This window comes from Microbacterium sp. NPDC055502 (assembly GCF_053643635.1).
This window is the reverse complement of record NZ_JBSHKJ010000002.1, coordinates 902,975-924,399: the sequence shown is the minus strand read 5'-3', so window position 1 is coordinate 924,399 and position 21,425 is coordinate 902,975. Positions and strand designations below refer to the sequence as shown.

The 21,425-nt window shown below is 71.6% G+C and carries 20 protein-coding genes; 11 read left to right on the top strand and 9 right to left on the bottom strand.

The features are described 5' to 3' along the window. The first annotated feature begins 17 nt into the window (after positions 1–17). From ACWH95_RS15490 to ACWH95_RS15465, 6 genes are all read left to right on the top strand, one after another. A complete protein-coding gene (locus ACWH95_RS15490) occupies positions 18–953 on the top strand; it encodes a sugar-binding transcriptional regulator (RefSeq protein WP_378822926.1) in 936 nt (311 codons plus the stop codon). A 29-nt stretch (positions 954–982) separates the two neighbouring features. Continuing rightward, positions 983–1,951, top strand: a complete 969-nt coding sequence (deoC, locus tag ACWH95_RS15485) for a deoxyribose-phosphate aldolase (RefSeq protein ID WP_372490611.1) — start codon at positions 983–985, stop codon at positions 1,949–1,951. 13 nt (positions 1,952–1,964) lie between these two features. Next, complete coding sequence (locus tag ACWH95_RS15480) at positions 1,965–3,407, top strand: aldehyde dehydrogenase family protein (RefSeq protein ID WP_378822924.1); 1,443 nt, start codon at positions 1,965–1,967, stop codon at positions 3,405–3,407. Further along, complete coding sequence (locus tag ACWH95_RS15475) at positions 3,404–4,255, top strand: aldehyde dehydrogenase family protein (RefSeq protein WP_136030887.1); 852 nt, start codon at positions 3,404–3,406, stop codon at positions 4,253–4,255. The genes ACWH95_RS15480 and ACWH95_RS15475 overlap by 4 nt, the downstream gene beginning before the upstream one ends. Positions 4,256–4,412: 157 nt before the next feature. Continuing rightward, on the top strand, positions 4,413–5,681 hold the full coding sequence (clpX, locus tag ACWH95_RS15470; RefSeq protein ID WP_136030889.1) for an ATP-dependent Clp protease ATP-binding subunit ClpX: 1,269 nt from the start codon (positions 4,413–4,415) through the stop codon (positions 5,679–5,681). Further along, positions 5,678–6,214 (top strand): NUDIX hydrolase, encoded by a 537-nt coding sequence (locus tag ACWH95_RS15465; protein ID WP_247638935.1) that lies wholly within the window; start codon positions 5,678–5,680, stop codon positions 6,212–6,214. Before clpX ends, ACWH95_RS15465 begins: the two co-directional genes overlap by 4 nt. A 52-nt stretch (positions 6,215–6,266) precedes the next feature. Here ACWH95_RS15465 and ACWH95_RS15460 read toward each other — a convergent pair whose 3' ends face one another. The 3 genes from ACWH95_RS15460 to ACWH95_RS15450 are packed head-to-tail and all read right to left on the bottom strand — an operon-like array spanning position 6,267 to position 9,783. After that, complete coding sequence (locus ACWH95_RS15460) at positions 6,267–6,764, bottom strand: GyrI-like domain-containing protein (protein ID WP_454120934.1); 498 nt, start codon at positions 6,762–6,764, stop codon at positions 6,267–6,269. A gap of 19 nt (positions 6,765–6,783) precedes the next feature. Beyond that, positions 6,784–8,835: a M3 family metallopeptidase gene (locus tag ACWH95_RS15455; RefSeq protein WP_454120933.1), complete on the bottom strand. Its 2,052-nt coding sequence runs from the start codon at positions 8,833–8,835 to the stop codon at positions 6,784–6,786. 9 nt (positions 8,836–8,844) lie between these two features. After that, on the bottom strand, positions 8,845–9,783 hold the full coding sequence (locus ACWH95_RS15450; RefSeq protein ID WP_136030896.1) for a LysR family transcriptional regulator: 939 nt from the start codon (positions 9,781–9,783) through the stop codon (positions 8,845–8,847). 82 nt (positions 9,784–9,865) lie between these two features. On the opposite strand from ACWH95_RS15450, the gene tdh reads away from it, so the two are divergent. From tdh to ACWH95_RS15430, 4 genes are all read left to right on the top strand, one after another. Further along, positions 9,866–10,909, top strand: coding sequence for an L-threonine 3-dehydrogenase (tdh, locus tag ACWH95_RS15445; protein WP_136030898.1), 1,044 nt, complete (start codon positions 9,866–9,868; stop codon positions 10,907–10,909). Beyond that, positions 10,909–12,087: a glycine C-acetyltransferase gene (locus ACWH95_RS15440; protein ID WP_136035433.1), complete on the top strand. Its 1,179-nt coding sequence runs from the start codon at positions 10,909–10,911 to the stop codon at positions 12,085–12,087. Before tdh ends, ACWH95_RS15440 begins: the two co-directional genes overlap by 1 nt. 65 nt (positions 12,088–12,152) lie before the next feature. Next, on the top strand, positions 12,153–12,770 hold the full coding sequence (locus ACWH95_RS15435; RefSeq protein ID WP_136035432.1) for an ArsR/SmtB family transcription factor: 618 nt from the start codon (positions 12,153–12,155) through the stop codon (positions 12,768–12,770). Next, on the top strand, positions 12,767–12,985 hold the full coding sequence (locus tag ACWH95_RS15430) for a hypothetical protein (protein WP_136030905.1): 219 nt from the start codon (positions 12,767–12,769) through the stop codon (positions 12,983–12,985). The genes ACWH95_RS15435 and ACWH95_RS15430 overlap by 4 nt, the downstream gene beginning before the upstream one ends. 70 nt (positions 12,986–13,055) lie before the next feature. Here ACWH95_RS15430 and ACWH95_RS15425 read toward each other — a convergent pair whose 3' ends face one another. Next, positions 13,056–13,271 carry a hypothetical protein gene (locus tag ACWH95_RS15425; RefSeq protein WP_454120932.1) on the bottom strand — a complete coding sequence of 72 codons (216 nt, stop codon included), beginning with the start codon at positions 13,269–13,271 and terminating at the stop codon, positions 13,056–13,058. Then, positions 13,271–15,865: a valine--tRNA ligase gene (valS, locus tag ACWH95_RS15420; RefSeq protein WP_136044812.1), complete on the bottom strand. Its 2,595-nt coding sequence runs from the start codon at positions 15,863–15,865 to the stop codon at positions 13,271–13,273. Before valS ends, ACWH95_RS15425 begins: the two co-directional genes overlap by 1 nt. 156 nt (positions 15,866–16,021) lie before the next feature. Here valS and ACWH95_RS15415 point away from each other — a divergent pair, with 156 nt between their 5' ends. Next, complete coding sequence (locus ACWH95_RS15415) at positions 16,022–17,071, top strand: P1 family peptidase (protein WP_206251091.1); 1,050 nt, start codon at positions 16,022–16,024, stop codon at positions 17,069–17,071. An 87-nt stretch (positions 17,072–17,158) separates the two neighbouring features. Here ACWH95_RS15415 and ACWH95_RS15410 read toward each other — a convergent pair whose 3' ends face one another. The 4 genes from ACWH95_RS15410 to ACWH95_RS15395 are packed head-to-tail and all read right to left on the bottom strand — an operon-like array spanning position 17,159 to position 21,424. Then, complete coding sequence (locus ACWH95_RS15410; RefSeq protein WP_136035491.1) at positions 17,159–17,971, bottom strand: serine hydrolase; 813 nt, start codon at positions 17,969–17,971, stop codon at positions 17,159–17,161. Beyond that, the gene (locus ACWH95_RS15405) at positions 17,968–18,804 is read right to left on the bottom strand and encodes a serine hydrolase (protein ID WP_136030915.1); all 837 of its coding nucleotides are present in this window, start codon (positions 18,802–18,804) and stop codon (positions 17,968–17,970) included. The genes ACWH95_RS15410 and ACWH95_RS15405 overlap by 4 nt, the downstream gene beginning before the upstream one ends. Beyond that, positions 18,801–19,778, bottom strand: coding sequence for a S66 peptidase family protein (locus ACWH95_RS15400; protein WP_240744545.1), 978 nt, complete (start codon positions 19,776–19,778; stop codon positions 18,801–18,803). The genes ACWH95_RS15405 and ACWH95_RS15400 overlap by 4 nt, the downstream gene beginning before the upstream one ends. Next, entirely contained in the window at positions 19,775–21,424 is a 1,650-nt protein-coding gene (locus tag ACWH95_RS15395; protein ID WP_454120931.1) for an ATP-binding cassette domain-containing protein, read from the bottom strand. Before ACWH95_RS15395 ends, ACWH95_RS15400 begins: the two co-directional genes overlap by 4 nt. Position 21,425 lies beyond the last annotated feature (1 nt).

Genomic DNA, 21,425 nt, shown 5'->3' with positions numbered 1-21,425 from the left:
CAGGGAAGGAGGATGCCGTGGAAGAAGACCTGCTCATGGTGCGCGTGGCCGAGCTGTATTACGACGAGGACAAGACGCAGGACGAGATCGGCGGCCTCCTCAAGATCTCCCGCTGGAAGGTCGGGCGGCTGCTCACCCAGGCCCGGGAGAGAGGGATCGTGCGCATCGAGATCGTGCATCCCCGCGCACGTCGCCTCGGGCTCGAGAGAGAGCTCGTCGAGCGCTTCGGGCTCAAGGACGCGGTGGTCGTGCCCGCTCCGGAGGGCGACGACGGCACGCTCGAGCGGGTGGCCCAGGCGGCCGCCGACTTCCTGACCGCGATGCGTCCGGTGCCCCGCACGCTCGGCGTGAGCTGGGGCAAGACCCTCCGCGCCGTCGCCGAGGCACTCCCCGACGGCTGGGCCAGCGGCGTCACCGTCGTGCAGCTCAACGGCGGGGTCAGCCTCAACCGCCGCTCCGGAGGCGCGGCAGGACTGGCCGTGACGATCGCGCAGCGCGCGTCCGGCCAGGTCTCACTGCTGCCGAGTCCCGCGATTTTGGAGCACGTCGAGACCAAGCGGGCCATCGAGGGCGACCGCACCGTCGCGGCCGTGCTCGAGGAGGCCGCGGAGGCGCAGGCGTTCCTGTTCACCGCCGGTCCCTGCGACGCGTCGTCGGCGCACGTCGAGAACGGCTACCTCCGCGCGGACGACGTCGAGGAGCTCGCACGCCGCGGAGCCGTCGGCGACGTGCTCGGCCGCTACGTCGACGCGGAGGGGAACATCGTCGACCCGCAGCTCGACGCCCGCACCGTGGGCGTCTCGCTCGACCGGCTGCGCGGCGCCGACCGCGCGGTCTTCGTGACCGCGGGACCCGCGAAGCACGACATCGCACGAACGGTGGTGACCAGCGGCCTGTGCAGCGTGCTGGTCACCGACGAGACCACAGCACGAGCATTGTTGGAGGAACAGTGACCACCACAGAACTCAGCCGCAGGGCGGCGGTGGACGTCCTCGGCGGAGAGCCGGACGACGCCACGCTGCGCCGCTTCCTGCACGGACTTCCGGGCGTCGACGCGGTCGGGCTGGAGCAGCGGGCGGCCGGTCTCGGCACCCGCTCGATCAAGACGACCTCGAAGGCCTGGGCGCTCGACACCATCATCCGTCTGATCGACCTCACGACGCTCGAAGGTGCCGACACCCCCGGCAAGGTGCGCTCGCTCGTCGCCAAGGCGAAGACCCCCGACGCCGCCGACCCCTCCACGCCGCGCGTGGCCGCGGTGTGCGTCTACGGCGACATGGTCGGCGGCGCGGTCGAGGCGCTGGGCTCCGTGCACGGCGACCCGGACGACGGCCTCATCTCGGTCGCCGCGGTCGCCACGGCGTTCCCCAGCGGCCGGTCGTCGCTCGCGATCAAGCTGGCCGACACCGCCGAGGCGGTCGCGGCGGGCGCCGACGAGATCGACATGGTGATCGACCGCGGTGCCTTCCTCTCCGGCCGGTACGGCCTGGTGTTCGACCAGATCGCCCAGGTCAAGGAGGCCTGCCGCCGCGAGGACGGCTCCTACGCCTCGCTCAAGGTGATCCTGGAGACCGGTGAGCTGAACACGTACGACAACATCAAGCGCGCGTCGTGGCTCGGGATCCTGGCGGGCGGCGACTTCATCAAGACGTCGACCGGCAAGGTGCAGCCCGCGGCCACGCTGCCCACCACGCTGCTCATGCTGGAGACCGTGCGCGACTGGTACCGCGGCACGGGCGAGCGGATCGGCGTGAAGCCGGCCGGTGGCATCCGCTCCTCGAAGGACGCGGTCAAGTACCTCGTCACCGTGGCGGAGACCGTGGGGGAGGAGTGGCTGCAGCCGCACCTGTTCCGCTTCGGCGCCTCCAGCCTCCTCAACGACGTGCTCCTGCAGCGACAGAAGCTCCGCTCCGGCCACTACTCGGGCCCCGACTACGTCACCATCGACTGACGGGAAGACCACCATGTCATTTCTGGAATACGCTCCGGCACCGGAGTCCACCGCGATCCTGAACCTCCGGGACAGCTACGGCCTGTTCATCGACGGCGAGTTCGTCGACGGCTCGGGCGCCCCCTTCACGACCATCTCCCCGTCGAGCGAGAAGCGCATCGCTGAGATCGCGTCCGCGAGCGACGAGGACATCGACCGTGCGGTCGCCGCCGCCCGCCGCGCCTACGACAAGACGTGGTCGAGGATGAGCGGCCGTGACCGTGGCAAGTACCTGTTCCGCATCGCGCGCCTGGTGCAGGAGCGCGCGCGCGAGCTCGCGGTCGCCGAGAGCCTCGACAACGGCAAGCCCATCAAGGAGAGCCGCGACGTGGACGTTCCCCTCGTCGCCTCCTGGTTCTTCTACTACGCGGGCTGGGCGGACAAGCTCGACTACGCCGGGCTCGGCGCGAACCCGCGGTCGCTCGGCGTCGCCGGACAGGTCATCCCCTGGAACTTCCCGCTGCTCATGCTCGCGTGGAAGCTCGCGCCCGCTCTCGCCGCCGGCAACACGGTCGTGCTGAAGCCGGCCGAGACCACGCCGCTCACGGCCCTGCTGTTCGCGGAGATCCTGCAGCAGGCCGACCTGCCCGCGGGCGTCGTGAACATCGTCACGGGTGCCGGGCAGACCGGGGCCGCGCTCGTGCGTCACCCCGACGTGGACAAGGTCGCCTTCACGGGTTCCACCGGCGTGGGTCGCGACATCGCTCGCGCGGTCGCCGGGACGAACAAGAAGCTGACGCTGGAGCTGGGCGGCAAGGCGGCGAACATCGTGTTCGACGACGCCCCGATCGACCAGGCCGTCGAGGGCATCGTCAACGGCATCTTCTTCAACCAGGGCCACGTGTGCTGCGCCGGCAGCCGCCTGCTGGTGCAGGAGTCCATCCACGACGAGGTCGTCGACCGGCTCAAGGCCCGGCTGTCGACGCTGCGCCTCGGCGACCCGCTCGACAAGAACACCGACATCGGCGCGATCAACTCCGCCGCCCAGCTGGCGCGGATCCGCGAGCTGAGCGACATCGGCGAGGCGGAAGGTGCCGAGCGCTGGACCGCCGACTGCGCCATCCCCGACCAGGGCTTCTGGTTCGCGCCGACGATCTTCACCGGTGTCGAGGCCGCGCACCGCATCGCGCGCGACGAGGTGTTCGGGCCCGTGCTGTCCGTGCTGACCTTCCGGACGCCCGCGGAGGCGATCGCGAAGGCGAACAACACGCCGTACGGGCTCTCCGCGGGGATCTGGTCCGACAAGGGCTCGCGCATCCTCGCCGTCGCCGACCGGCTGCGCGCCGGTGTGGTGTGGGCCAACACGTTCAACCGTTTCGACCCGTCGAGCCCGTTCGGCGGCTACAAGGAGTCCGGATACGGCCGCGAGGGCGGCCGTCAGGGGCTCACCGCGTACCTCAAGGGAGCCGCAGCATGAGCAAGCGACTGAGCGTTCCGAAGACCTACAAGCTCGCGATCGGCGGGGCCTTCCCCCGCAGCGAGTCGGGTCGCACGTACGAGGTGGTGTCGCGCAAGGGCGGCTTCCTCGCGAACGCCGCCAAGGCCTCGCGCAAGGACGCCCGCGACGCGGTCACCGCGGCGCGCGCGGCCGTGAAGGGATGGTCGGGGGCGACCGCGTACAACCGCGGCCAGGTGCTGTACCGCGTCGCGGAGGTTCTGGAGGGGCGCCGCGCGCAGTTCATCGACGAGATCGTGGCGCAGGAGGGCGTGTCGTCCTCGGCGGCCACCGCGCAGGTGGACGAGGCGATCGACCTGTGGGTCTGGTACGCGGGCTGGTGCGACAAGTACGCCCAGGTGGCGGGCAACGCGAACCCCGTGTCCGGCCCGTACTTCAACATCTCCGTGCCGGAGCCGACCGGCGTGGTCGCGATCGTCGCGCCGCAGGACTCGGCGCTGCTCGGGCTGGTCTCGGTCGTGGCGCCCGCGCTGGTCGCGGGCAACACGGTCGTCGTGATCGCGAGCGAGCAGCACCCGCTGTCGGCGATCAGCCTCGCGGAGGTGCTGGCCACGAGCGACCTCCCCGGCGGCGTCGTGAACGTGCTGACGGGGTCGCCCGCGGAGATGGCGCCCTGGCTCGCCGCGCACCAGGACGTCAACGCGCTCGACCTGTCCGGCGCGGGAGCGCTCGACTGGGTCGACCTGCAGATCGCCGCCGCGGAGACCCTGAAGCGCGTGGTCGCTCCGGGCGAGGTCGTCGCCTCGCCCGAGCGGATCGCCGCGTTCACCGAGGTGAAGACCGTCTGGCACACCAAGAGCATGGTCTGAGCTCGGACCGCAGGAGGGGCCCCGTCGCGCATCCCGCGGGCGGGGCCCTTCTCGATGCCGGGGCCGCGCGGAAGCGAGTCCGCGCCAATGCGGCCCGGTGTCGCATGCAGCGGTTAGGCTCGAAGGACGATCTCTGATCCCCCATAGGAGGACGCGCATGGCCCGCATCGGTGAAAGCGCTGACCTGTTCAAGTGTTCTTTCTGCGGAAAGAGCCAGAAGCAGGTGCAGCAGCTCATCGCGGGTCCCGGCGTGTACATCTGCGACGAGTGCGTCGAGCTGTGCAACGAGATCATCGAGGAGCGCATGGCGGAGTCGTCCGCCGAGGGCGTCGCCGAGTTCGAACTGCCCAAGCCGCGGGAGATCTTCTCGTTCCTCGAGGAGTACGTGGTCGGCCAGGAGCCCGCGAAGCGCGCCCTCGCCGTCGCCGTCTACAACCACTACAAGAGGGTCCGTGCGCACGGCACCCTGCAGCCGGCGGAGCAGAAGGCCGAAGAGGTCGAGATCGCCAAGAGCAACATCCTGCTCATCGGGCCGACCGGCTGCGGCAAGACCTACCTGGCACAGACGCTCGCCAAGCGCCTCAACGTGCCGTTCGCCGTCGCCGACGCCACCGCGCTCACCGAGGCGGGCTATGTGGGTGAAGACGTGGAGAACATCCTCCTCAAGCTCATCCAGGCCGCCGACTACGACGTGAAGCGCGCCGAGCAGGGCATCATCTACATCGACGAGGTCGACAAGATCGCCCGCAAGGCCGAGAACCCCTCGATCACCCGCGACGTGTCGGGCGAGGGCGTGCAGCAGGCACTCTTGAAGATCATCGAGGGAACGGTCGCGTCGGTTCCGCCGCAGGGCGGCCGCAAGCACCCCCACCAAGAGTTCCTGCAGATCGACACGTCGAACGTGCTGTTCATCGTGGCCGGCGCCTTCGCCGGGCTGGAGGACATCGTGTCGGCGCGCGTCGGCAAGCACGGCGTCGGCTTCGGCGCCCCGCTGCACGACAAGGGCAAGGACCTCGACCTGTTCAGCGAGGTGCTGCCGGAAGACCTCCACAAGTTCGGCCTCATCCCCGAGTTCATCGGGCGTCTGCCGGTCGTGACCAACGTGTCGCCGCTCGACCAGGCCGCGCTGATCGACATCCTCACCGGCCCGCGCAACGCGCTCGTGAAGCAGTATCAGCGCATGTTCGAGCTCGACGGCGTGCAGCTGGAGTTCGAGGAGGAGGCGCTGCGCTCGATCGCCGACCTCGCGGTGGAGCGCAAGACCGGTGCCCGCGGGCTCCGCGCGATCCTCGAGGACGTGCTCGGCCCCGTCATGTTCGAGATCCCGTCCGCCGACGATGTCGCGAAGGTCATCATCACGCGCGCCGCGGTCGACGAGGGCGCCCCGCCCACCGTGGTGATGGAGCGCAAGCGCAAGAGCGCGTGACCGCGACGCCGCAACCGTGGCGCACGGTCGCGCGGGAGACCGTTATCGCCGACCGATGGATCCATCTGCGTGCGGACGACTGCGTCGATGCCCAGCGACGCCGGATCGCCCCCTATTACGTGCTGGAGTACGGCGACTGGGTCTCCGTGCTCGCCGTGGACACCGAGGGATGCGCCATCCTCGCTGAGGAGTATCGGCACGGCGCGGGCGTGGTCGCCCTCGGGACAGTCGGGGGCGCTGCCGAGAGCGGGGAGGAGCCCCGCGCGGCGGCCGTCCGCGAACTGCGTGAGGAGACCGGCCATGAGGCGACGGAACTCCACGAACTCGGAGCAACCTGGGCCAACTTCGGCAGTCACACCAACCGTGTGCACCACTACCTGGCTCTCGGCTGCACCCGTGTGGGGGAGCCGTCGCTCGACGACACCGAGATGATCGCGCTGCAGCGGGTCCCGCTCGACGAGGCCGGCACCCGGCTCACGCAGAGCTACCACCTGCTCACCTGGTACAAGGCGCAGGAGCTACTGCGGTCCTGACGGGTCGCGGCGACGGGCGGAACGCGACGCCGCGCGCGACCGCGGACCGCGGTCAACCGACCGGCATGATGAGGTCGGTGCGCAGGTCCTCCGGCGCCGTGTCCGGGTCGGAGACGTACACCTCGATCCAGACGCCGCGCGGATGGAGGTCCGCCTCCGCCGCCCGTGCGACGAGAGCTGCCCATCCGGCCCCGAGACCGTCGTAGGAGCCGAGGACGGTGGTCGCCACCGCGGATTCGGACGGAAGCGTGGATGCGACGATGGCGGTGCCGTCACCGGTGGCGAGGGCGTCGGACGGCGAGGTCTGCACGGGGAACCCGAGCTCGAGATCGAACACGCCCATCGGGTCGCCGTGGTAGATCGCCAGTGCCGGACCGGCGGGAAGCAGCGTGCCGGCGGCGAACGCGTCGCCGATGGCGCCGTACCCGGTGTCGAAGGCGTCACGGAGATCGGCGAGACGGAGCGCCTCGTGGCGGATGACCGCGAGCGGGACGGGGTCGAGGTCGAGCCGGTCGGCAGGGCCGAACGGGGCGTCGGAGAAGGCGTTCATGTGCTCAGGGTGCCACGGGTCAGCCGTCGAGTCCACGGCGCTTCAGCAGCGGCGCGATCTCGGCGTCGCGGCCGCGGAAGTCGCGATACGCCTCCAGGGGGTCCTTCGACCCGCCGACCCCGAGCAGGCGCTCCCGGAAGCGGTCGCCGTTCTCCCGGGTGAGGCCGCCGTTCTCCCGGAACCACTCCACGGTGTCGGCGTCGAGCACCTCGCTCCAGATGTACGAGTAGTACCCCGCGCTGTAACCGCCGGAGAACACGTGCGCGAAGTACGTCGACGAATACCGCGTCGGCACGGCGGGGTCGTCGAGTCCGATGTCGGCCAACGCTGCGGCCTCGAACGCCGCGACATCGTCCACGTGGTCGTCGACGGAGAGCCGATGCCAGGCCTGGTCGAGCCAGGCGGCGGCCAGATACTCGCTCGTCGCGTGTCCCTGATCGAAGGTCTCGGTCGCCCGGAGGCGGTCGACGATCGCGGGGTCGAGCGGCTCTCCCGTCTCGTGGTGGCGGGCGTAGTTGTCCAGGACCTCGGGCCAGAGGATCCACATCTCGTTGACCTGACTCGGGAACTCGACGACGTCGCGGAACACGTTGGTGCCGGCGAAGTGGGGGTACGTCACCGTCGCGTACAGACCGTGCAAGGCGTGCCCGAACTCGTGGAACAGCGTCGTCACCTCATCGAGCGTCAGCAGCGTGGGCTCTCCCTCTCCGGGCTGGGGGACGTTGAGGTTGTTGACCACGACGGGCGCGCTGCCGCGGAGTCGTGACTGGCTGACGATCGCGTTCATCCAGGCGCCGCCGCGCTTGGAGTCGCGGGTGTAGAGGTCGAGCACGTAGAGGCCGAGCGGGGAGCCGTCGGCGTTACGCACCTCGAACACCCGGGCCCCGGGGTGGTAGGCGACCAGGTCGTCGCGCTCGCGGAAGGTGACTCCGTACAGCCGGGTCGCCGCGAAGAACACGCCGTCCTGCAGCACGCGCTCGGCCTCGAACCAGGGGCGCAGCGCAGCCGTGTCGATGTCGTAGCGGGCCGTGCGCACCTTCTCGGTGTAGAACGCCCAGTCGTGCGGCTCGACCGGGAAGGGAGCGGGCTCCGACTCGTCGACCAGCGCCTGGAGCGCCGCGCGCTCGGCGCGCGCGTTGCGGGCCGACGGAGCAGCCAGCCGGCGCAGCATCCGTTCGACCGCCTCGGGAGAGCCCGCCGTCTCGTCGGCTGTGACGTATGCGGCGTGCGAGGGGTGCCCGAGAAGTGCGGCGCGCTCGGCCCGCAGGCGCACGATCTCGCGCAGGACCGGACGGTTGTCGTTCGCGTTGTCGCGCGAGCCCCGGGCGCGCGACGCGGCCAGGACGCGCCGCCGGGACTCCCGCACGCCGAGGCGGGCCAGGGCGGGATGGCCGGTGAACAGCGGCAGGGTGAGGAGGTACCGGCCGTCGAGCCCGCGGTCGGCGGCGGCGCGGGCGGCCGCGGAGAGCTCGCCCTGGCTGAGGCCGTCGAGCTCGGCCGCGGAGTCGAACACCACGGCGAGGTCGTTCGTGTCGCCCAGCAGGTTGCGCTCGAAGGTGTTGGTGAGCACGGAGAGCCGCTGGTTGAGGGCCGTGAGCTCGGCTTTGGCCGCGTCGTCGAGGCCCGCGCCCGCGTGCGTCATCTCGCGGCGGTACCGCTCCACCAGGTAGCGCTGCTCGGGGTCGAGGGGCAGAGCATGGCGCTGCTCGTGCACGCGTTCGACGCGCCAGAAGAGGGCCGCGTCGAGGGTGATCGCGTCCTGGTGCGCGGCCATGAGCGGCGCGAGCTGCTCGTCGATCTCCTGGATCTCCGGTGTCGCGTCGGCCGAGCTGACCGTGTAGAACGTGTGCGCCACGCGGTCGAGCAGCTCCCCGGACCGCTCGAGCGCCTCGATCGTGTTCTCGAACGTGGGCATCGATCGCACCCGCGTGATGTTCGCGACCTCGGCGAGCTGCGCCGCGAACCCGGCCTGGAACGCCGGGAGGTAGTGCTCGGCGCGGATCGCCCGGTAGTCCGGCAGTCCGAAGGGAAGGGACGACGGCTGGAGGAGCGGGTTCGTGGCGTCGGTCATTCCCCGAGCCTAACGACCCGTGCCGAGCGCATCGTCGGCCTCGGTGCGCAGCCCGACCATCACGGCGCGCAGCGCGTCGACGACCACGCGGACGGACCGCCGGCGCAGGTTCTCCGGCCGCGCCAGGACGTCGATCATGCGGTGCGTGCTCACGCCACGCAGCGGGATGCGCACGATGTCACGGTCGTCGACGCTGCGCGACGTGAAGCGCGGCAGCATGCCGAGCACCCCGCCCGCGGCGACGACGGCGGACACGGCGCCGTAGTCGTTGATGCGGTGGAGCACGTCGACCGGGCGCCCCGCGACGGCCGACACGGCGCGCAGCACGTCGTCGGGGGAGTAGCCGGTGCGGCTGGTCACCCAGCGCTCTGCCGCCACGTCGGCGGGCTTCAGGCTCGACCGCGTGGCGAGGGGATGATCGGCGGCGACCGCCACGTCGAGCGGCTCGCGCACGAGCGTGACACTGCGCACACCCGCCGTTGGCCACGGATCGGAGTGCTCCATGCGATGCGCGAGCACCAGGTCGTACCGGGAGGTGAGGGCGGGGAACTCGCTCTGGGCGACATCTTCGTCGGTGAGCTGCACGGTGGGCGCGGCATCCAGCGCGGACAGCTCACGCAGCAGCGGCCCGAACAGCGCCTGCCCGACGCTGTGGAAGCCGCTGAGGCTCACCACGCCCGTCGCCGCCTCCTCGAAGTCGTCGAGGGCGTGCCTCGCGGCGGCCATCGCGTCGATCGCCTCGGTGCCCGCCGCGGCCAGGACCTCTCCGGCCGCAGTGAGCACGAGCGAGCGTCCCTCGCGACGGGTGAGCGGTGTGGGGAACGCCCGCTGGAGGGCGGCGAGCTGCTGCGACACCGCGGACGGCGTGACGCGCAGGGCCTCGGCGACCGCGGTCACACTCCCGAGGGCGCCGAGCTCGCGGAGGATCTGCAACTGGTGGAGCTCCATCGCGATAGTTTAGCCAGAACTACAGGGACGATGCAGGATCTGCCGATTGTTCTACAGCGATGGATGCGCTGAGATCGAAGACATGAAGGCTTTGTTCAAGGAGGAGCCGGGCGCCGGACTCACCCTCGTCGACCGCCCCGAACCGACGGCCGGACCGGGAGACGTGGTCATCCGCGTGCTGCGGACGGGTATCTGCGGCACCGACCTGCACATCCACCGCTGGGACGACTGGGCGGCCTCCGCCATCTCGACCCCGCTCATCCCCGGACACGAGTTCTACGGGGAGGTCGTGGAGGTCGGGCCCCTGGTGCACGACATCGTCGTCGGGGACCGCGTCTCCGGAGAGGGGCACATCGTGTGCGGCACCTGCCGGAACTGTCGCGCGGGGCGCCGGCAGATGTGCATCCGCACGATCGGTCTCGGGCTGCAGCGCGACGGGGCGTTCGCGGAGTACCTGTCGCTGCCTGCCGCGAACGTCTGGGTGCACCACGCCGACGTGACCCCGGAACTCGGGGCCGTCTTCGACCCCCTCGGCAACGCCGTGCACACGGCCCTGACGTATCCGCTGGTCGGTGAGGACGTGCTGGTGACCGGGTGCGGCCCGATCGGCCTCATGGCGATCGCGGTGGCGCGGCACGCCGGTGCGCGTTTCATCGCCGCGACCGATGTGAGCGCACCGCGGTTGGAGATGGCGCGGCGCATGGGCGCGGACGAGGTGGTCGACGTGTCGCAGCGCGACGTGCGCGACGCCCAGCGCGTGCTCGGCATGCGCGAGGGCTTCGACATCGGCTTCGAGATGAGCGGCGCGGCGTCGGCCCTCCCGGCCATGATCGACAACATGAACCACGGCGGACGGATCGCGATGCTCGGGCTGCCGAGCGCCGGCTTCGAGATCGACTGGGGCAAGCTCGTCACGCACATGCTCACGATCAAGGGCATCTACGGCCGCGAGATGTTCGAGACGTGGAACGCCATGGGCGCGATGCTGCAGACCAGCGCCGCGCTGCGCGAGGCGATCGGCCGCGTGATCGCCGACGTCGTGCCGGCGCGCGAGTGGGAGCGCGGCTTCGCGGCCGCGGAATCGGCGGGAACGGGCAAGATCATCCTCGACTGGACGGAGCTGTGATGTACGGAGACTTCAAGACTCATGTGGCGGCGGAGCTCGCCGGGATCGAGGAGGCCGGGCTCACCAAGCGCGAGCGCGGCATCCGCGGACCGCAGAGCGCGGAGATCACGGCCGACGGGACGCCCGTGCTGAACTTCTGCGCCAACAACTACCTCGGCCTCGCGGACGACCCCCGGATCCTCGCGTCGGCCACCGCCGCGCTGCAGGAGTGGGGATACGGGCTCGCGAGCGTCCGCTTCATCTGCGGCACCCAGGAGCAGCATCTGGAGCTGGAGCGGCGCCTGGCGGACTTCCTCGGGACGGACGACGCGATCCTCTACTCGTCGTGCTTCGACGCGAACGGCGGGGTGTTCGAGACGCTCTTCTCGGCGGAGGACGCGATCATCTCGGACGAGCTCAACCACGCGTCGATCATCGACGGGATCCGGCTCTCCAAGGCGCGGCGCCTGCGCTACCGCAACCGCGACATGGCCGACCTGGAGGAGCAGCTGCGGGCGGCGGCCGATGCCCGGTTCCGGGTGGTCGTGACCGACGGCGTGTTCTCGATGGACGGCTACATCGCGCCGCTGGCCGAGATCTGCGACCTCGCCGAGCGGTATGACGCGCTGGTGTTCGTGGACGATTCCCACGCCGTCGGGTTCGTGGGCGAGCACGGCCGCGGCACTCCGGAGCTGTGCGGGGTGTCGGACCGCGTCGACATCTACACCGGCACGTTCGGCAAGGCGCTCGGCGGCGCCTCGGGCGGGTACGTGGCCTCCCACGCCGACATCGTGGCGCTGCTGCGACAGCGGTCGCGCCCCTACCTGTTCTCGAACACGCTGGCCCCCGCGATCGTGGCGGGAACCCTGACGGCGCTCGACCTCGTCGAGGGATCCGCCGAGCTGCGGGCGCGACTGCGCGAGAACGCGGCGCTGTTCCGGCGCCGGATGACCGAGGAGGGGTTCGAGCTGCTGCCGGGGGAGCACCCGATCGTCCCGGTGATGTTCGGCGATGCGGCGAAGACGGCGCGGATCGCCCAGGCCATGCAGGAGCGGGGCATCTACGTGACCGCGTTCAGCTTCCCCGTCGTCCCGCGCGGGCTCGCGCGCATCCGCGTGCAGCTGTCCGCCGCGCACACGCCGGAGCAGGTGGAGGAGTGCGTCGCCGCGTTCGTGGCGGCGCGTGACGCGGTGGGCTGACGGGAGCGGATCCGGATGCAAAGAAACTCTTGCAAAGAATCGTTTGCAAGGGTATCTTTGCACTCATGACCGAACAGACCCAGGTGCGAACGCTCGACGCCGGAGCGCTGAAGGCCCTCGCCCACCCGCTTCGCGTGAAGATCTTCGACCTGCTCGCCTCGCGCGGCCCCCAGACCGCGAGCTCCCTCGCCGCGCTCGTGGGGGAGACCTCGGGTTCCACGAGCTATCACCTGCGCGCCCTCGCCGCGCACGACCTCATCCGCGAGGTCGAGGGCCGCGGCACCGCCAGGGAGCGCTGGTGGGAGCGGCCGAAGGGGCGCATCGACGTGCCGGGCCCGGACGACATGACCTCGCCCGCGAACCGCGCCGCCGCGCAGATCGTGACCTCCGAGTTCTTCCGGCTGCGGCACGAGACGCTGATGTCGTACCTGAACCGACCGGCGTCCGAGGTTCCCGACGGGTGGGGTGACGTGGGCATCACGCTCACCACGCACCTCGACGTGACCCCCGCCCAGGCACTCGCCCTGCGCTCGGAGCTGGAGGCCGTCATCGAGTCGGCGATCGAGCGGTACCGCGGCCAGACCGGGCCGGACGTGCGGCGGGTGTCGGTGCGCGCCGAGCTGTTCGACCTGCCGACGCCGCCGTCCGCGGCGGGTGCGGCCGAGCCGGAGTCCGCATCATGACCGCCGCCACGCTGCACCTCTCCGCCCCCACGCGCACGGAGCGGGGGCTGCTGCGCCTCGCCGACCGCCTCACCGGCCTCGTCGAGCATCGCGTGGCCGAGCGCGCGCGGCGCCGCCAGCTCGCCCTCGACCTGCTGGCGGAGCAGCAGGCTCGCCGCCACGACCCGCACGCCGTGGACCACCTGCTCGCCCAGCTCGGGGCGCCGCGCCGCTGACGGCCCCTGCCACGGACGCGAGAGCCCCGGATCCGCAGAGGATCCGGGGCTCTCGTCGCACGGGGGCTGCTCAGTCCTCGAACGGACGCGCCACCACCTCGCCGGACGCCGTCTGCACGACCTCCCAGGCCGCGTCGAGCTCGGCGAGCGCCCGGCCCTCCAGCCAGGTGAGCGTCCAGTGTCCGGTGAGCCCGCGGGCCTCGACCTCGGCGATCGCGGGGCGCAGCGCCTCCGGGACCGACGCGGGCGGCTGCGTGCCGGTGGCCCAGCGGGTGCCGAGCTGCATCACGACGCCTCGACCGGGGCGAGCTCGATCGCGGTCACCGCGAACTCCTCGGCCTCGGTGAACTCGAGCTCGGCAATGCGGCCGACCGCGCGGAGGTCGTCGGCAGCGGCGCGCAGCGCGTCGAGCTTCGCGGCAGGGGCGGCGATCGCCGCGCGCGACACCGGGGTCTTCTGCGACGCCTTCGCCTCGGTCTTCGCACGACGGATGCCGATCAGGGCCTCGCTCGCGGCGGCCAGCACCGCGGCGTCGCCCTCGATGCCCAGCGGCTCCGGCCACGCGGCGGTGTGCACGGAACCCTGCTCGAACCACGACCACGCCTCCTCGGTCGCGAACGACAGCACGGGCGCGAGCAGTCGCAGGAGCGTGGACAGCGCCAGGCGCAGCGCCAGTGCCGCCGACGCCTGTCCCACGTCGTTCTGGTTGTACGCCCGCTCCTTCACCAGCTCCAGGTAGTCGTCGCAGAACGTCCAGAAGAACGCCTCGGTGAGCTCGAGCGCGCGCGCGGCGTCGTAGCGGTCGAACGCCGCGGTCGCCTCCGCCACCACGGCGTCGAGGGCCGTGAGCATCGAGGCGTCCAGCGCGTGGGTGACCTGCGCCCCCTCCGGCACCGGGAACGACAGCACGAACTTCGCGGCGTTGAGCACCTTGATGGCCAGGCGCCGCCCGATCTTCACCTGGGTCGGATTCTGCGGGTCGAACGCGGCGTCCATGCCCAGTCGGCTGGAGGCCGCCCAGTACCGCACCGCGTCGGAGCCGTGCGCGTCGAGCACGTCGGCCGGGGTGACCACGTTGCCCTTCGACTTCGACATCTTCTTGCGGTCCGGGTCGACGATGAAGCCGGAGATCGCGGCGTTCTTCCACGGGGCCCTGCCGTCCTCCAGCGTGGAACGCAGCATGGTGGAGAACAGCCAGGTGCGGATGATGTCCTGCCCCTGCGGACGCAGGTCGAACGGGGCCGTGAGCTGCCACAGCTCCTCGTCGCGCTGCCAGCCGCCGGCGAGCTGCGGCGTGAGCGACGACGTGGCCCACGTGTCGAGGATGTCGGCCTCGGCGTCGAACCCGCCCGGCACGCCGCGCTGGTCTTCCGTGTACCCGGCCGGCACGTCGGTGGTCGGGTCGATCGGCAGGCTCGCGGCGTCGGGGACGAGCACGCGGTCGTAGTCGCGGTCGCCGTTCTCATCAAGCGCGTACCAGAGGGGGATCGGCACGCCGAAGAAGCGCTGCCGGGACACGAGCCAGTCGCCGGTGAGACCGCCGACCCAGTTCTCGTACCGCACGCGCATGAAGTCGGGGTGCCACGCGAGCTCCTGCCCGTGCGCGAGCAGCTGGTCACGCAGCTCGCCGTCGCGGGCGCCGTTGCGGATGTACCACTGGCGCGTGGACACGATCTCGAGCGGACGGTCGCCCTTCTCGAAGAACTTCACGGCGTGCTGGAAGGGCTTGCCGACCGCGGTCAGGTCGCCCGTCTCCTGCAGCTTCTCGACGATCGCCTTGCGGGCGCTGAACACGGTCTTGCCGGCGACCTCGGCCGCGTACCAGGCGCGGGCGTCGGCGTCGGCCACGAGGGACGGAGCCTCCGGGAGGAACCGGCCGTCGAGGCCGATCGTGGTCATGTTCGGCAGGTCGCGACCATCGGTCGTGCGCAGCTCGCGCCACCAGACGATGTCGGTCACGTCGCCGAAGGTGCACACCATGGCGGCACCGGTGCCCTTGTCGGGCTGGGCGAGGTGGTGACCGTGGATCTCGATCTCGGCACCGAAGAACGGGGTGCGCACCTTCGTGCCGATCAGGTGCTTGTGCGGGCCCTCGGGGTGGGTCACGATCGCGATGCACGCGGGGAGGAGCTCCGGACGTGTGGTGTCGATCGCGATCGAGCCGGAGCCGTCCGCGAAGGGGAACTCGATCGTGTGATAGGCGGCCTGCTGGTCGCGATCCTCGAGCTCGGCCTGCGCGATGGCGGAGCGGAAGTCGATGTCCCACAGCGTCGGCGCGAGGGCCTGGTAGGCCTCGCCCCGGTCGATGTTGCGCAGGAACGCGAGCTGGCTCTGGCGGATCGTGTCGTCGGAGATCGTGCGGTAGGTCTGCGTCCAGTCCACGCTCAGGCCGAGCTGCCGGAACAGGGCCTCGAACTGCTTCTCATCCTCGATCGTGAGGCGCTCGCACAGCTCGATGAAGTTGCGCCGGCTGATGGGCTGCTGGTCGGCCGCACGGCTGGACTTGTTGTCTCCGCCCTCGAACGGCGGGGTGAAGTCGGGGTCGTAGGGGAGCGAGGGGTCGCAGCGCACGCCGTAGTAGTTCTGCACGCGGCGCTCGGTGGGCAGGCCGTTGTCGTCCCAGCCCATCGGGTAGAACACGGTCTTGCCGCGCATCCGCTCGTACCGCGCCTTGACGTCGGTGTGGGTGTACGAGAACACGTGCCCGATGTGCAGGCTGCCCGAGGCGGTGGGCGGCGGGGTGTCGATCGAGTACACGCCCTCACGGCCGAGTTCCGCGGCGCGCAGACGGTCGAACAGGTAGGTGCCCTGCTCCGCCCAGGCGGCGTCCCACTTCGCTTCGAGACCTTCGAGTGCGGGCTTGTCAGGGATGGCGGACATGGAGGTCTCCTCGAGCGATGTATGCGGCACTGTGTGAGCGTGCCTGAGTGTGGGTGGTGCCGCCCAGTCTACCGAGCGTGCGGGCGGGTCGCTCGACCGCGGCGGGCACTCGGCGCGGCGCGGACCCGCACCCGCCGCGACTGGGAGGATCGGAGCATGACATCGCCGTCGTCCTCGTCCACCCGTCCCCGGCTCGCCGACCTCGGCGTCGCGCCCGGAGCCTTCGCGCGCGGTGCGGAGAACGCGATCACCGACGTGCCCGGGGTGCGGGTCGGCCACGCCACGCTGCACGGCGACGGTCTGCACACGGGGGTCACGGCGATCGTGCCGGACGCGCTCACCGCGCGGCGCCGCAGCCTTCCCGCGAACCTCTCCGTGGGCAACGGCTACGGCAAGCTCGTCGGTGCCACGCAGCTGCGCGAGCTCGGCGCGCTGGAGACACCGATCCTCCTCACGTCGACCCTGTCGGTGTTCCGCGTGGCCGACGCGCTGCTCGGGCACCTGCTGGCGACGCCCGCGCACGCGCACACGACGACGCTGAACCCGGTGGTGGGGGAGACGAACGACGGGTTCCTCTCGGACATCCGTCGGCGGGCCGTGGGCGAGGAGCAGGTGGTCGCGGCACTGGAGGCGGCGGCGTCCGGTCCCGTCGCGGAGGGCTGTGTCGGTGCGGGTGCCGGGACGGTCGCCCTCGGCTACAAGGGCGGCATCGGCACGGCGTCACGGGTGGTCGACGTGGCCGGAACCCCGTGCACGGTCGGCGCGCTCGTGCAGACGAACTTCAGTGGCACGCTGCGCATCGCCGGGGTGCCCCTGCCCGCGGAGGAGCTGCTCACGGACGACCCTGCGGAGCCGGTCGGGAACTCCTGCATGATCGTCGTCGCCACCGATGCGCCGGTCGACGGCCGCCAGCTCGGGCGCGTGGCCAACCGCGCCGTGTTCGCGATGCGGGGCGTCGGTGCCGACTACGCGCAGGGCAGCGGCGACTACGCCATCGCGTTCTCCGTGCACGACCCGGCGACGGGCGGGCTCGCGGCGGACGACGAGCTCTCGCCGCTGTTCGCCGCGACGATGGACGCGGTCGAGGAGGCGCTGATCAACTCCGTGCTGGCCGCCGAGACCACCGTGGGCCCCGAGGGGCGGACGGCGCACGCGGTGCCGATCGATCGGGTGCGCGAGCGCCTGGCGCGCGCCGGGGTCGTCTGACCGGCGGGGGGGAAACGTCGCCGTGGAGGACGGACGCGCGACGTGTCGCGGCAACCGCGCCCGGATGTCGTGCGGTGCGAGCGGTGCTCAGTCGGCGAGCGCGGCGTGGATGCCCTCGCCGATCCGGCGCATGGCCGCGAGCACCGGGCCGCGGCCGTCCGCACCGCTGTTCCAGGTGGCCAGCACGGCGTAGGCGATGCGCCGGGTGGGGGACATGACGAGGCCCGTGTCGGCGCGGACCCGCGAGATCGTCCCGGTCTTGTTCAGCAGCCACACGCCACGGTCGAAACCCCAGTGCGCGAGCGGGTCGAGCTCGAACGCCGAGGCGACCATCGACAGGTCCATGCCTGCACCGAGCCACCGCCGCAGCGTGTCGGCCGACGCGGGCGAGAGATCGGCGCCGTCGGCGAGCCGCGACATGAAGCGCACGAGCTCCGCGGCGTTCGCGTGCGACAGCGTCCGGGGAGCGCCGGGCGGGATCGGCCACCGCACGATGTCGTCGAGCGCGGAGGCGGTGTAGCCGAGCGCGCGGGTGTGCTCCTGCACCACGGGGATGCCGATCACGCGGCCCAGGGTGTTGGTGGCGGCGTTGTCGCTCACCGCGCCGATCAGCGCCGCCACGTCGTACAGCGACAGCTCGTCGGCCTGCAGCAGGTACCACAGCCCCGAGTCCTCGATGGCCTCCACGGGGCGCCGGGTCACGCGCTCTTCCAGCGTGCGGGTGCCCGCGTCGACCTCGGCGAGCAGCCGGTGCAGCAGGAAGATCTTGCCCACGCTCGCGGTGTCCTGCACGGCCTCGGGGTCGTGGCGCAGCAGCACCTCGCCGGTGTCGACGTCCTGCACGAGCACCGACCACACGGTGCCGTTCCCGCTCGGCAGCTCCACGTCGATCGCGCTCATGCGTCCCCTCCGTCGTCGCGCGGGCGTCCGGTCACGTGCGCCCGGATGAGCTCGCCGACCGCGCGCATGCCGTCGAGCACGGGCGCTCGCAGATCGGTGCCCGCGGTCTTCCAGTTCGCCGCGACGGCGTAGGCGACCGCGCCCTCCGGGCCGCGCAGCAGTCCGACGTCCACCCGCGCGAAGCCCACGCTGCCGGTCTTGTGACGCAGCACCAGGCCCTGGTACTCGGCCTCGACGTGCGCGAGGGGGTCGAGCAGGAACGCGTCGGCGGCCATCGACGTGTCGGTGTCGGCGGCCAGCCAGTCCAGCACGCGCGCACTCACGGCGGGGGAGAAGACCTCGCCGGCGCCGAGCCGCCGCATCACGTCGGACAGCTCGGCCGCGGTGCCGAACGACGGCGTCCACGGCAGGTCGGGCGTGCGCTCGTTGCGGATGTAGTCGTGCAGCGCGGTGTCGCGGTAGCCGAGCTCCGGGGCGACCGCGCGGACGGCGTCGAGTCCGCAGAGGTGGAGGAGCGCGTTCGTGGCGAGGTTGTCGCTCACGGCGCCGACGAGGAGTGCCGCGTCGTGCACGGTGACGCGCTGGTCGTGCATCCGGTACAGCAGCCCCGAGTCCTCGACACGGTGCTCGTCGGGGATGTCGATGCGCGCGTCCGCCGCGAGCGTCCCGTCCTCCAGCCGCCGGGCGACCTCGATGAGCAGGAAGATCTTGCCGATGCTCGCGGTCTCGCACTGCACGTCCGGGTCGTGCTCGGCCAGGGTCGCCCCGGTGTCCGCGTCGAGCAGCCGGACGGACCAGGTCGCCCGGGGGTCGAGCGGGGGGAGGGCGATCATGCCGGCAGCCCGACCGTGAGGCGCGGCTCGTCCCCGGTCGCGTCGAGCACCCCGTCCACGCCGAGCGGGATCGTGAGCGCGTGCGGGTCGTGGCCGAAGCCCTGCTCCCACAGCACCGGCACCCCGCGGTCTTGGAACTCGTCGCGCATCAGGGCGTGCACGAGCTCGAGGTCGCCGCACTCGTGCCAGGAGCCCAGCACGATGCCCGAGGCCTGGGCGAGCCGCCCGGCCCGGCGCAGCTGCGTCACGAAGCCGTCCAGCCGGTACGGCTCCTCCGTGATGTCCTCCAGGAACAGGATGCCCGGGGCGGCGACGGCGGCCTCCGGCGCCCCCAGTCCCGCCGCCAGGAGGCTGAGGTTGCCGCCGGTGAAGCGTCCCTCCGCCCGGCCCCGCGTCATGATCTCGGTCTTCGGGCCGATGAGCTCGCGTCCGCGCCAGGGCTCGAACAGCCAGCGCTGCACGTCGTCGCGCACGGTCGGCGAATCGCGGAACACGTTGTTGCCCGCCATCGGACAGAACAGCGTGGCGACGCCGAGGTGCGCGCGCCAGGTCTCGTGCAGCGCGGTCACGTCGGACGAGCCGGTGAGCAGCTTCGGCCGTCCGTCGCGCCGGAGGGCTCCGCGCCGCATGGCCGCCCAGTCGATGCCGTCGAGCAGCCGCAGGGCGCCGTAGCCGCCGCGGGCCGTGACGACCGCGTCGACCTCGGGGTCCAGCCAGGCGGCCACGAGGTCGGCGCGGCGCAGGTCGTCGGGGCCGGCGAGGTAGGAGGCGCGCGGGTGCGGCGTGAGCACGTGCTCTCCCACCCTCACGTTCAGGCCCCACGACTCGTAGTAGTCGACGGCGCGCTGCGTGTTCTCCTCGTTGCCGGGGCCCGAGGGCGACACGATCGCCACGGTGTCGCCCGGTCGCAGCGGCGCGGAGTCCAGGTAGGGCGAGTCCGTGCCGATCGCGGTGCCCTCCATCGTGTCGGTCATGCGGTCCTCTCCTCGATGCGCGGTGCCGCAGAGAGCAGGTGCCGCGTGTACTCGTGCTGCGGGTTCAGCAGCACCTCCTCCGTGGGGCCGTGCTCCACGATCTGCCCGTGGTACATGACGGCGACCGTGTGGGCGATGTTCCATGCGAGCCCGAGGTCGTGCGTGATGACGAGCGCCGAGAGCCCGAGGCGGCGGCGCAGGTCGAGCAGCAGTCCCAGGATCTCGCCGCGCACCGAGGCGTCGAGCGAGGCGACGGGTTCGTCGGCGATCAGCATCTGCGGCTGCACGGCCAGGGCCCCGGCGATCACGACGCGCTGCCGCTGACCGCCGCTGAGCTCCTGCGGGATCGCGCCGAAGTACTGCTCGGGCGGCGTCAGCTCGGCGTCGGCGAGGCTCTGCGCCACGCGCTCGCGCTCGTCTCCGGGGTAGCGCTGCACGCGCAGGCCCTCGGCGACCGACTCGTACACGCTGTGCTTGGGGTTGAGCGCCGCCCACGGGTCCTGCAGCACCAGCTGCACCTGCGAGCGGAACTGCGCGAGCGCCCGGCCCTTCGCCGCGATCGGAGAGCCCTCGAACAGGATCTGCGACCCCGGGTCGGCGGGCTGCAGTCCCATGAGGGCGCGGGCGAGGGTCGACTTGCCCGAGCCGGACTGGCCGACCAGCGCCACGATCTCGCCGCGCCGCACCGCGAGGTCGACGTCGCGCACCGCGTGCACGGGGCGGCCGCCCGAGCGGTAGGTGACGTTGAGGCCCTTCGCCTCCAGCAGCACCTCGTCGCCGTGGACGATCTCCGGCACGTCGTCGGCGTCGCGTCCGTGCCGGGTCACCGGCGCCATGCGGGGGGCGGGGTCGCCGATGGTGGGGAACGCGTCGGCGAGCTGGCGCGTGTACGCCTGCTCGGGCGTCGTGCACACCGCGTAGCTCTCGCCGACCTCGACCAGCTCGCCGTTGCGCATGATCGCGATGCGGTCGCACGCGGTCGCGAGCACCGACAGGTCGTGGCTGATCATCAGCATCGAGATGCCGCGCTCGGCGACCAGCCGGGAGATCATGTCGAGGATCTGCTTCTGCACGATCACGTCGAGCGCGGTGGTGGGCTCGTCCGCGATGATCACCTCGGGGTCGCACGCGAGAGCCATCGCGATCATGACGCGCTGCCGCTGCCCGCCGGAGAGCTCGTGCGGATACGCCTCGCCCTTCTGCGGCGGAAGGTCGACGACGTCGAGCAGCTCGCGCACCCGTTCCTTCCGCGCCTTCTCGGTCTTCCAGCGATCGGAGGCGTGCAGCTCCAGCGCCTCGTTCAGCTGCCATGCGACCGTGCGCACCGGGTTCAGCGAGTGCATCGCGCCCTGGAACACGATGGAGGTCTGCGCCCACCGCACGGCGCGCAGCTGTCCGAACGACAGCGTCGCCACGTCCTGGTCGCCCAGCAGCACGCGTCCGCTGAGTCGGGCGTTGCGGGGGAGCAGGCGCAGCACGCTCATCGCGAGGGTGCTCTTGCCCGACCCCGACTCGCCGGCGATGCCGAGGGTCTGCCCGGCGGGGAGGGTGAGGGAGACGTTGCGCACCGCGGCGACCTCGTCGCGGCCGGAGCGGCCGGAGGTGCGGTAGGTGATGGAGACGTCGTCGAAGATCAGGTCGGGCATC

Coding starts and splice junctions, on each gene's coding strand:
- ACWH95_RS15460 (WP_454120934.1), bottom strand. CDS start 6,764: ATGAACGCCTTCTCCGACGCCCCGTTCGGCCCTGCCGACCGGCTCGAC.
- clpX (WP_136030889.1), top strand. CDS start 4,413: ATGGCCCGCATCGGTGAAAGCGCTGACCTGTTCAAGTGTTCTTTCTGC.
- valS (WP_136044812.1), bottom strand. CDS start 15,865: ATGTCCGCCATCCCTGACAAGCCCGCACTCGAAGGTCTCGAAGCGAAG.
- ACWH95_RS15435 (WP_136035432.1), top strand. CDS start 12,153: ATGACCGAACAGACCCAGGTGCGAACGCTCGACGCCGGAGCGCTGAAG.
- ACWH95_RS15425 (WP_454120932.1), bottom strand. CDS start 13,271: ATGCAGCTCGGCACCCGCTGGGCCACCGGCACGCAGCCGCCCGCGTCG.
- ACWH95_RS15405 (WP_136030915.1), bottom strand. CDS start 18,804: ATGATCGCCCTCCCCCCGCTCGACCCCCGGGCGACCTGGTCCGTCCGG.
- ACWH95_RS15475 (WP_136030887.1), top strand. CDS start 3,404: ATGAGCAAGCGACTGAGCGTTCCGAAGACCTACAAGCTCGCGATCGGC.
- ACWH95_RS15410 (WP_136035491.1), bottom strand. CDS start 17,971: ATGAGCGCGATCGACGTGGAGCTGCCGAGCGGGAACGGCACCGTGTGG.
- ACWH95_RS15415 (WP_206251091.1), top strand. CDS start 16,022: ATGACATCGCCGTCGTCCTCGTCCACCCGTCCCCGGCTCGCCGACCTC.
- ACWH95_RS15400 (WP_240744545.1), bottom strand. CDS start 19,778: ATGACCGACACGATGGAGGGCACCGCGATCGGCACGGACTCGCCCTAC.
- ACWH95_RS15450 (WP_136030896.1), bottom strand. CDS start 9,783: ATGGAGCTCCACCAGTTGCAGATCCTCCGCGAGCTCGGCGCCCTCGGG.
- tdh (WP_136030898.1), top strand. CDS start 9,866: ATGAAGGCTTTGTTCAAGGAGGAGCCGGGCGCCGGACTCACCCTCGTC.
- ACWH95_RS15480 (WP_378822924.1), top strand. CDS start 1,965: ATGTCATTTCTGGAATACGCTCCGGCACCGGAGTCCACCGCGATCCTG.
- ACWH95_RS15430 (WP_136030905.1), top strand. CDS start 12,767: ATGACCGCCGCCACGCTGCACCTCTCCGCCCCCACGCGCACGGAGCGG.
- ACWH95_RS15455 (WP_454120933.1), bottom strand. CDS start 8,835: ATGACCGACGCCACGAACCCGCTCCTCCAGCCGTCGTCCCTTCCCTTC.
- ACWH95_RS15440 (WP_136035433.1), top strand. CDS start 10,909: ATGTACGGAGACTTCAAGACTCATGTGGCGGCGGAGCTCGCCGGGATC.
- ACWH95_RS15395 (WP_454120931.1), bottom strand. CDS start 21,424: ATGCCCGACCTGATCTTCGACGACGTCTCCATCACCTACCGCACCTCC.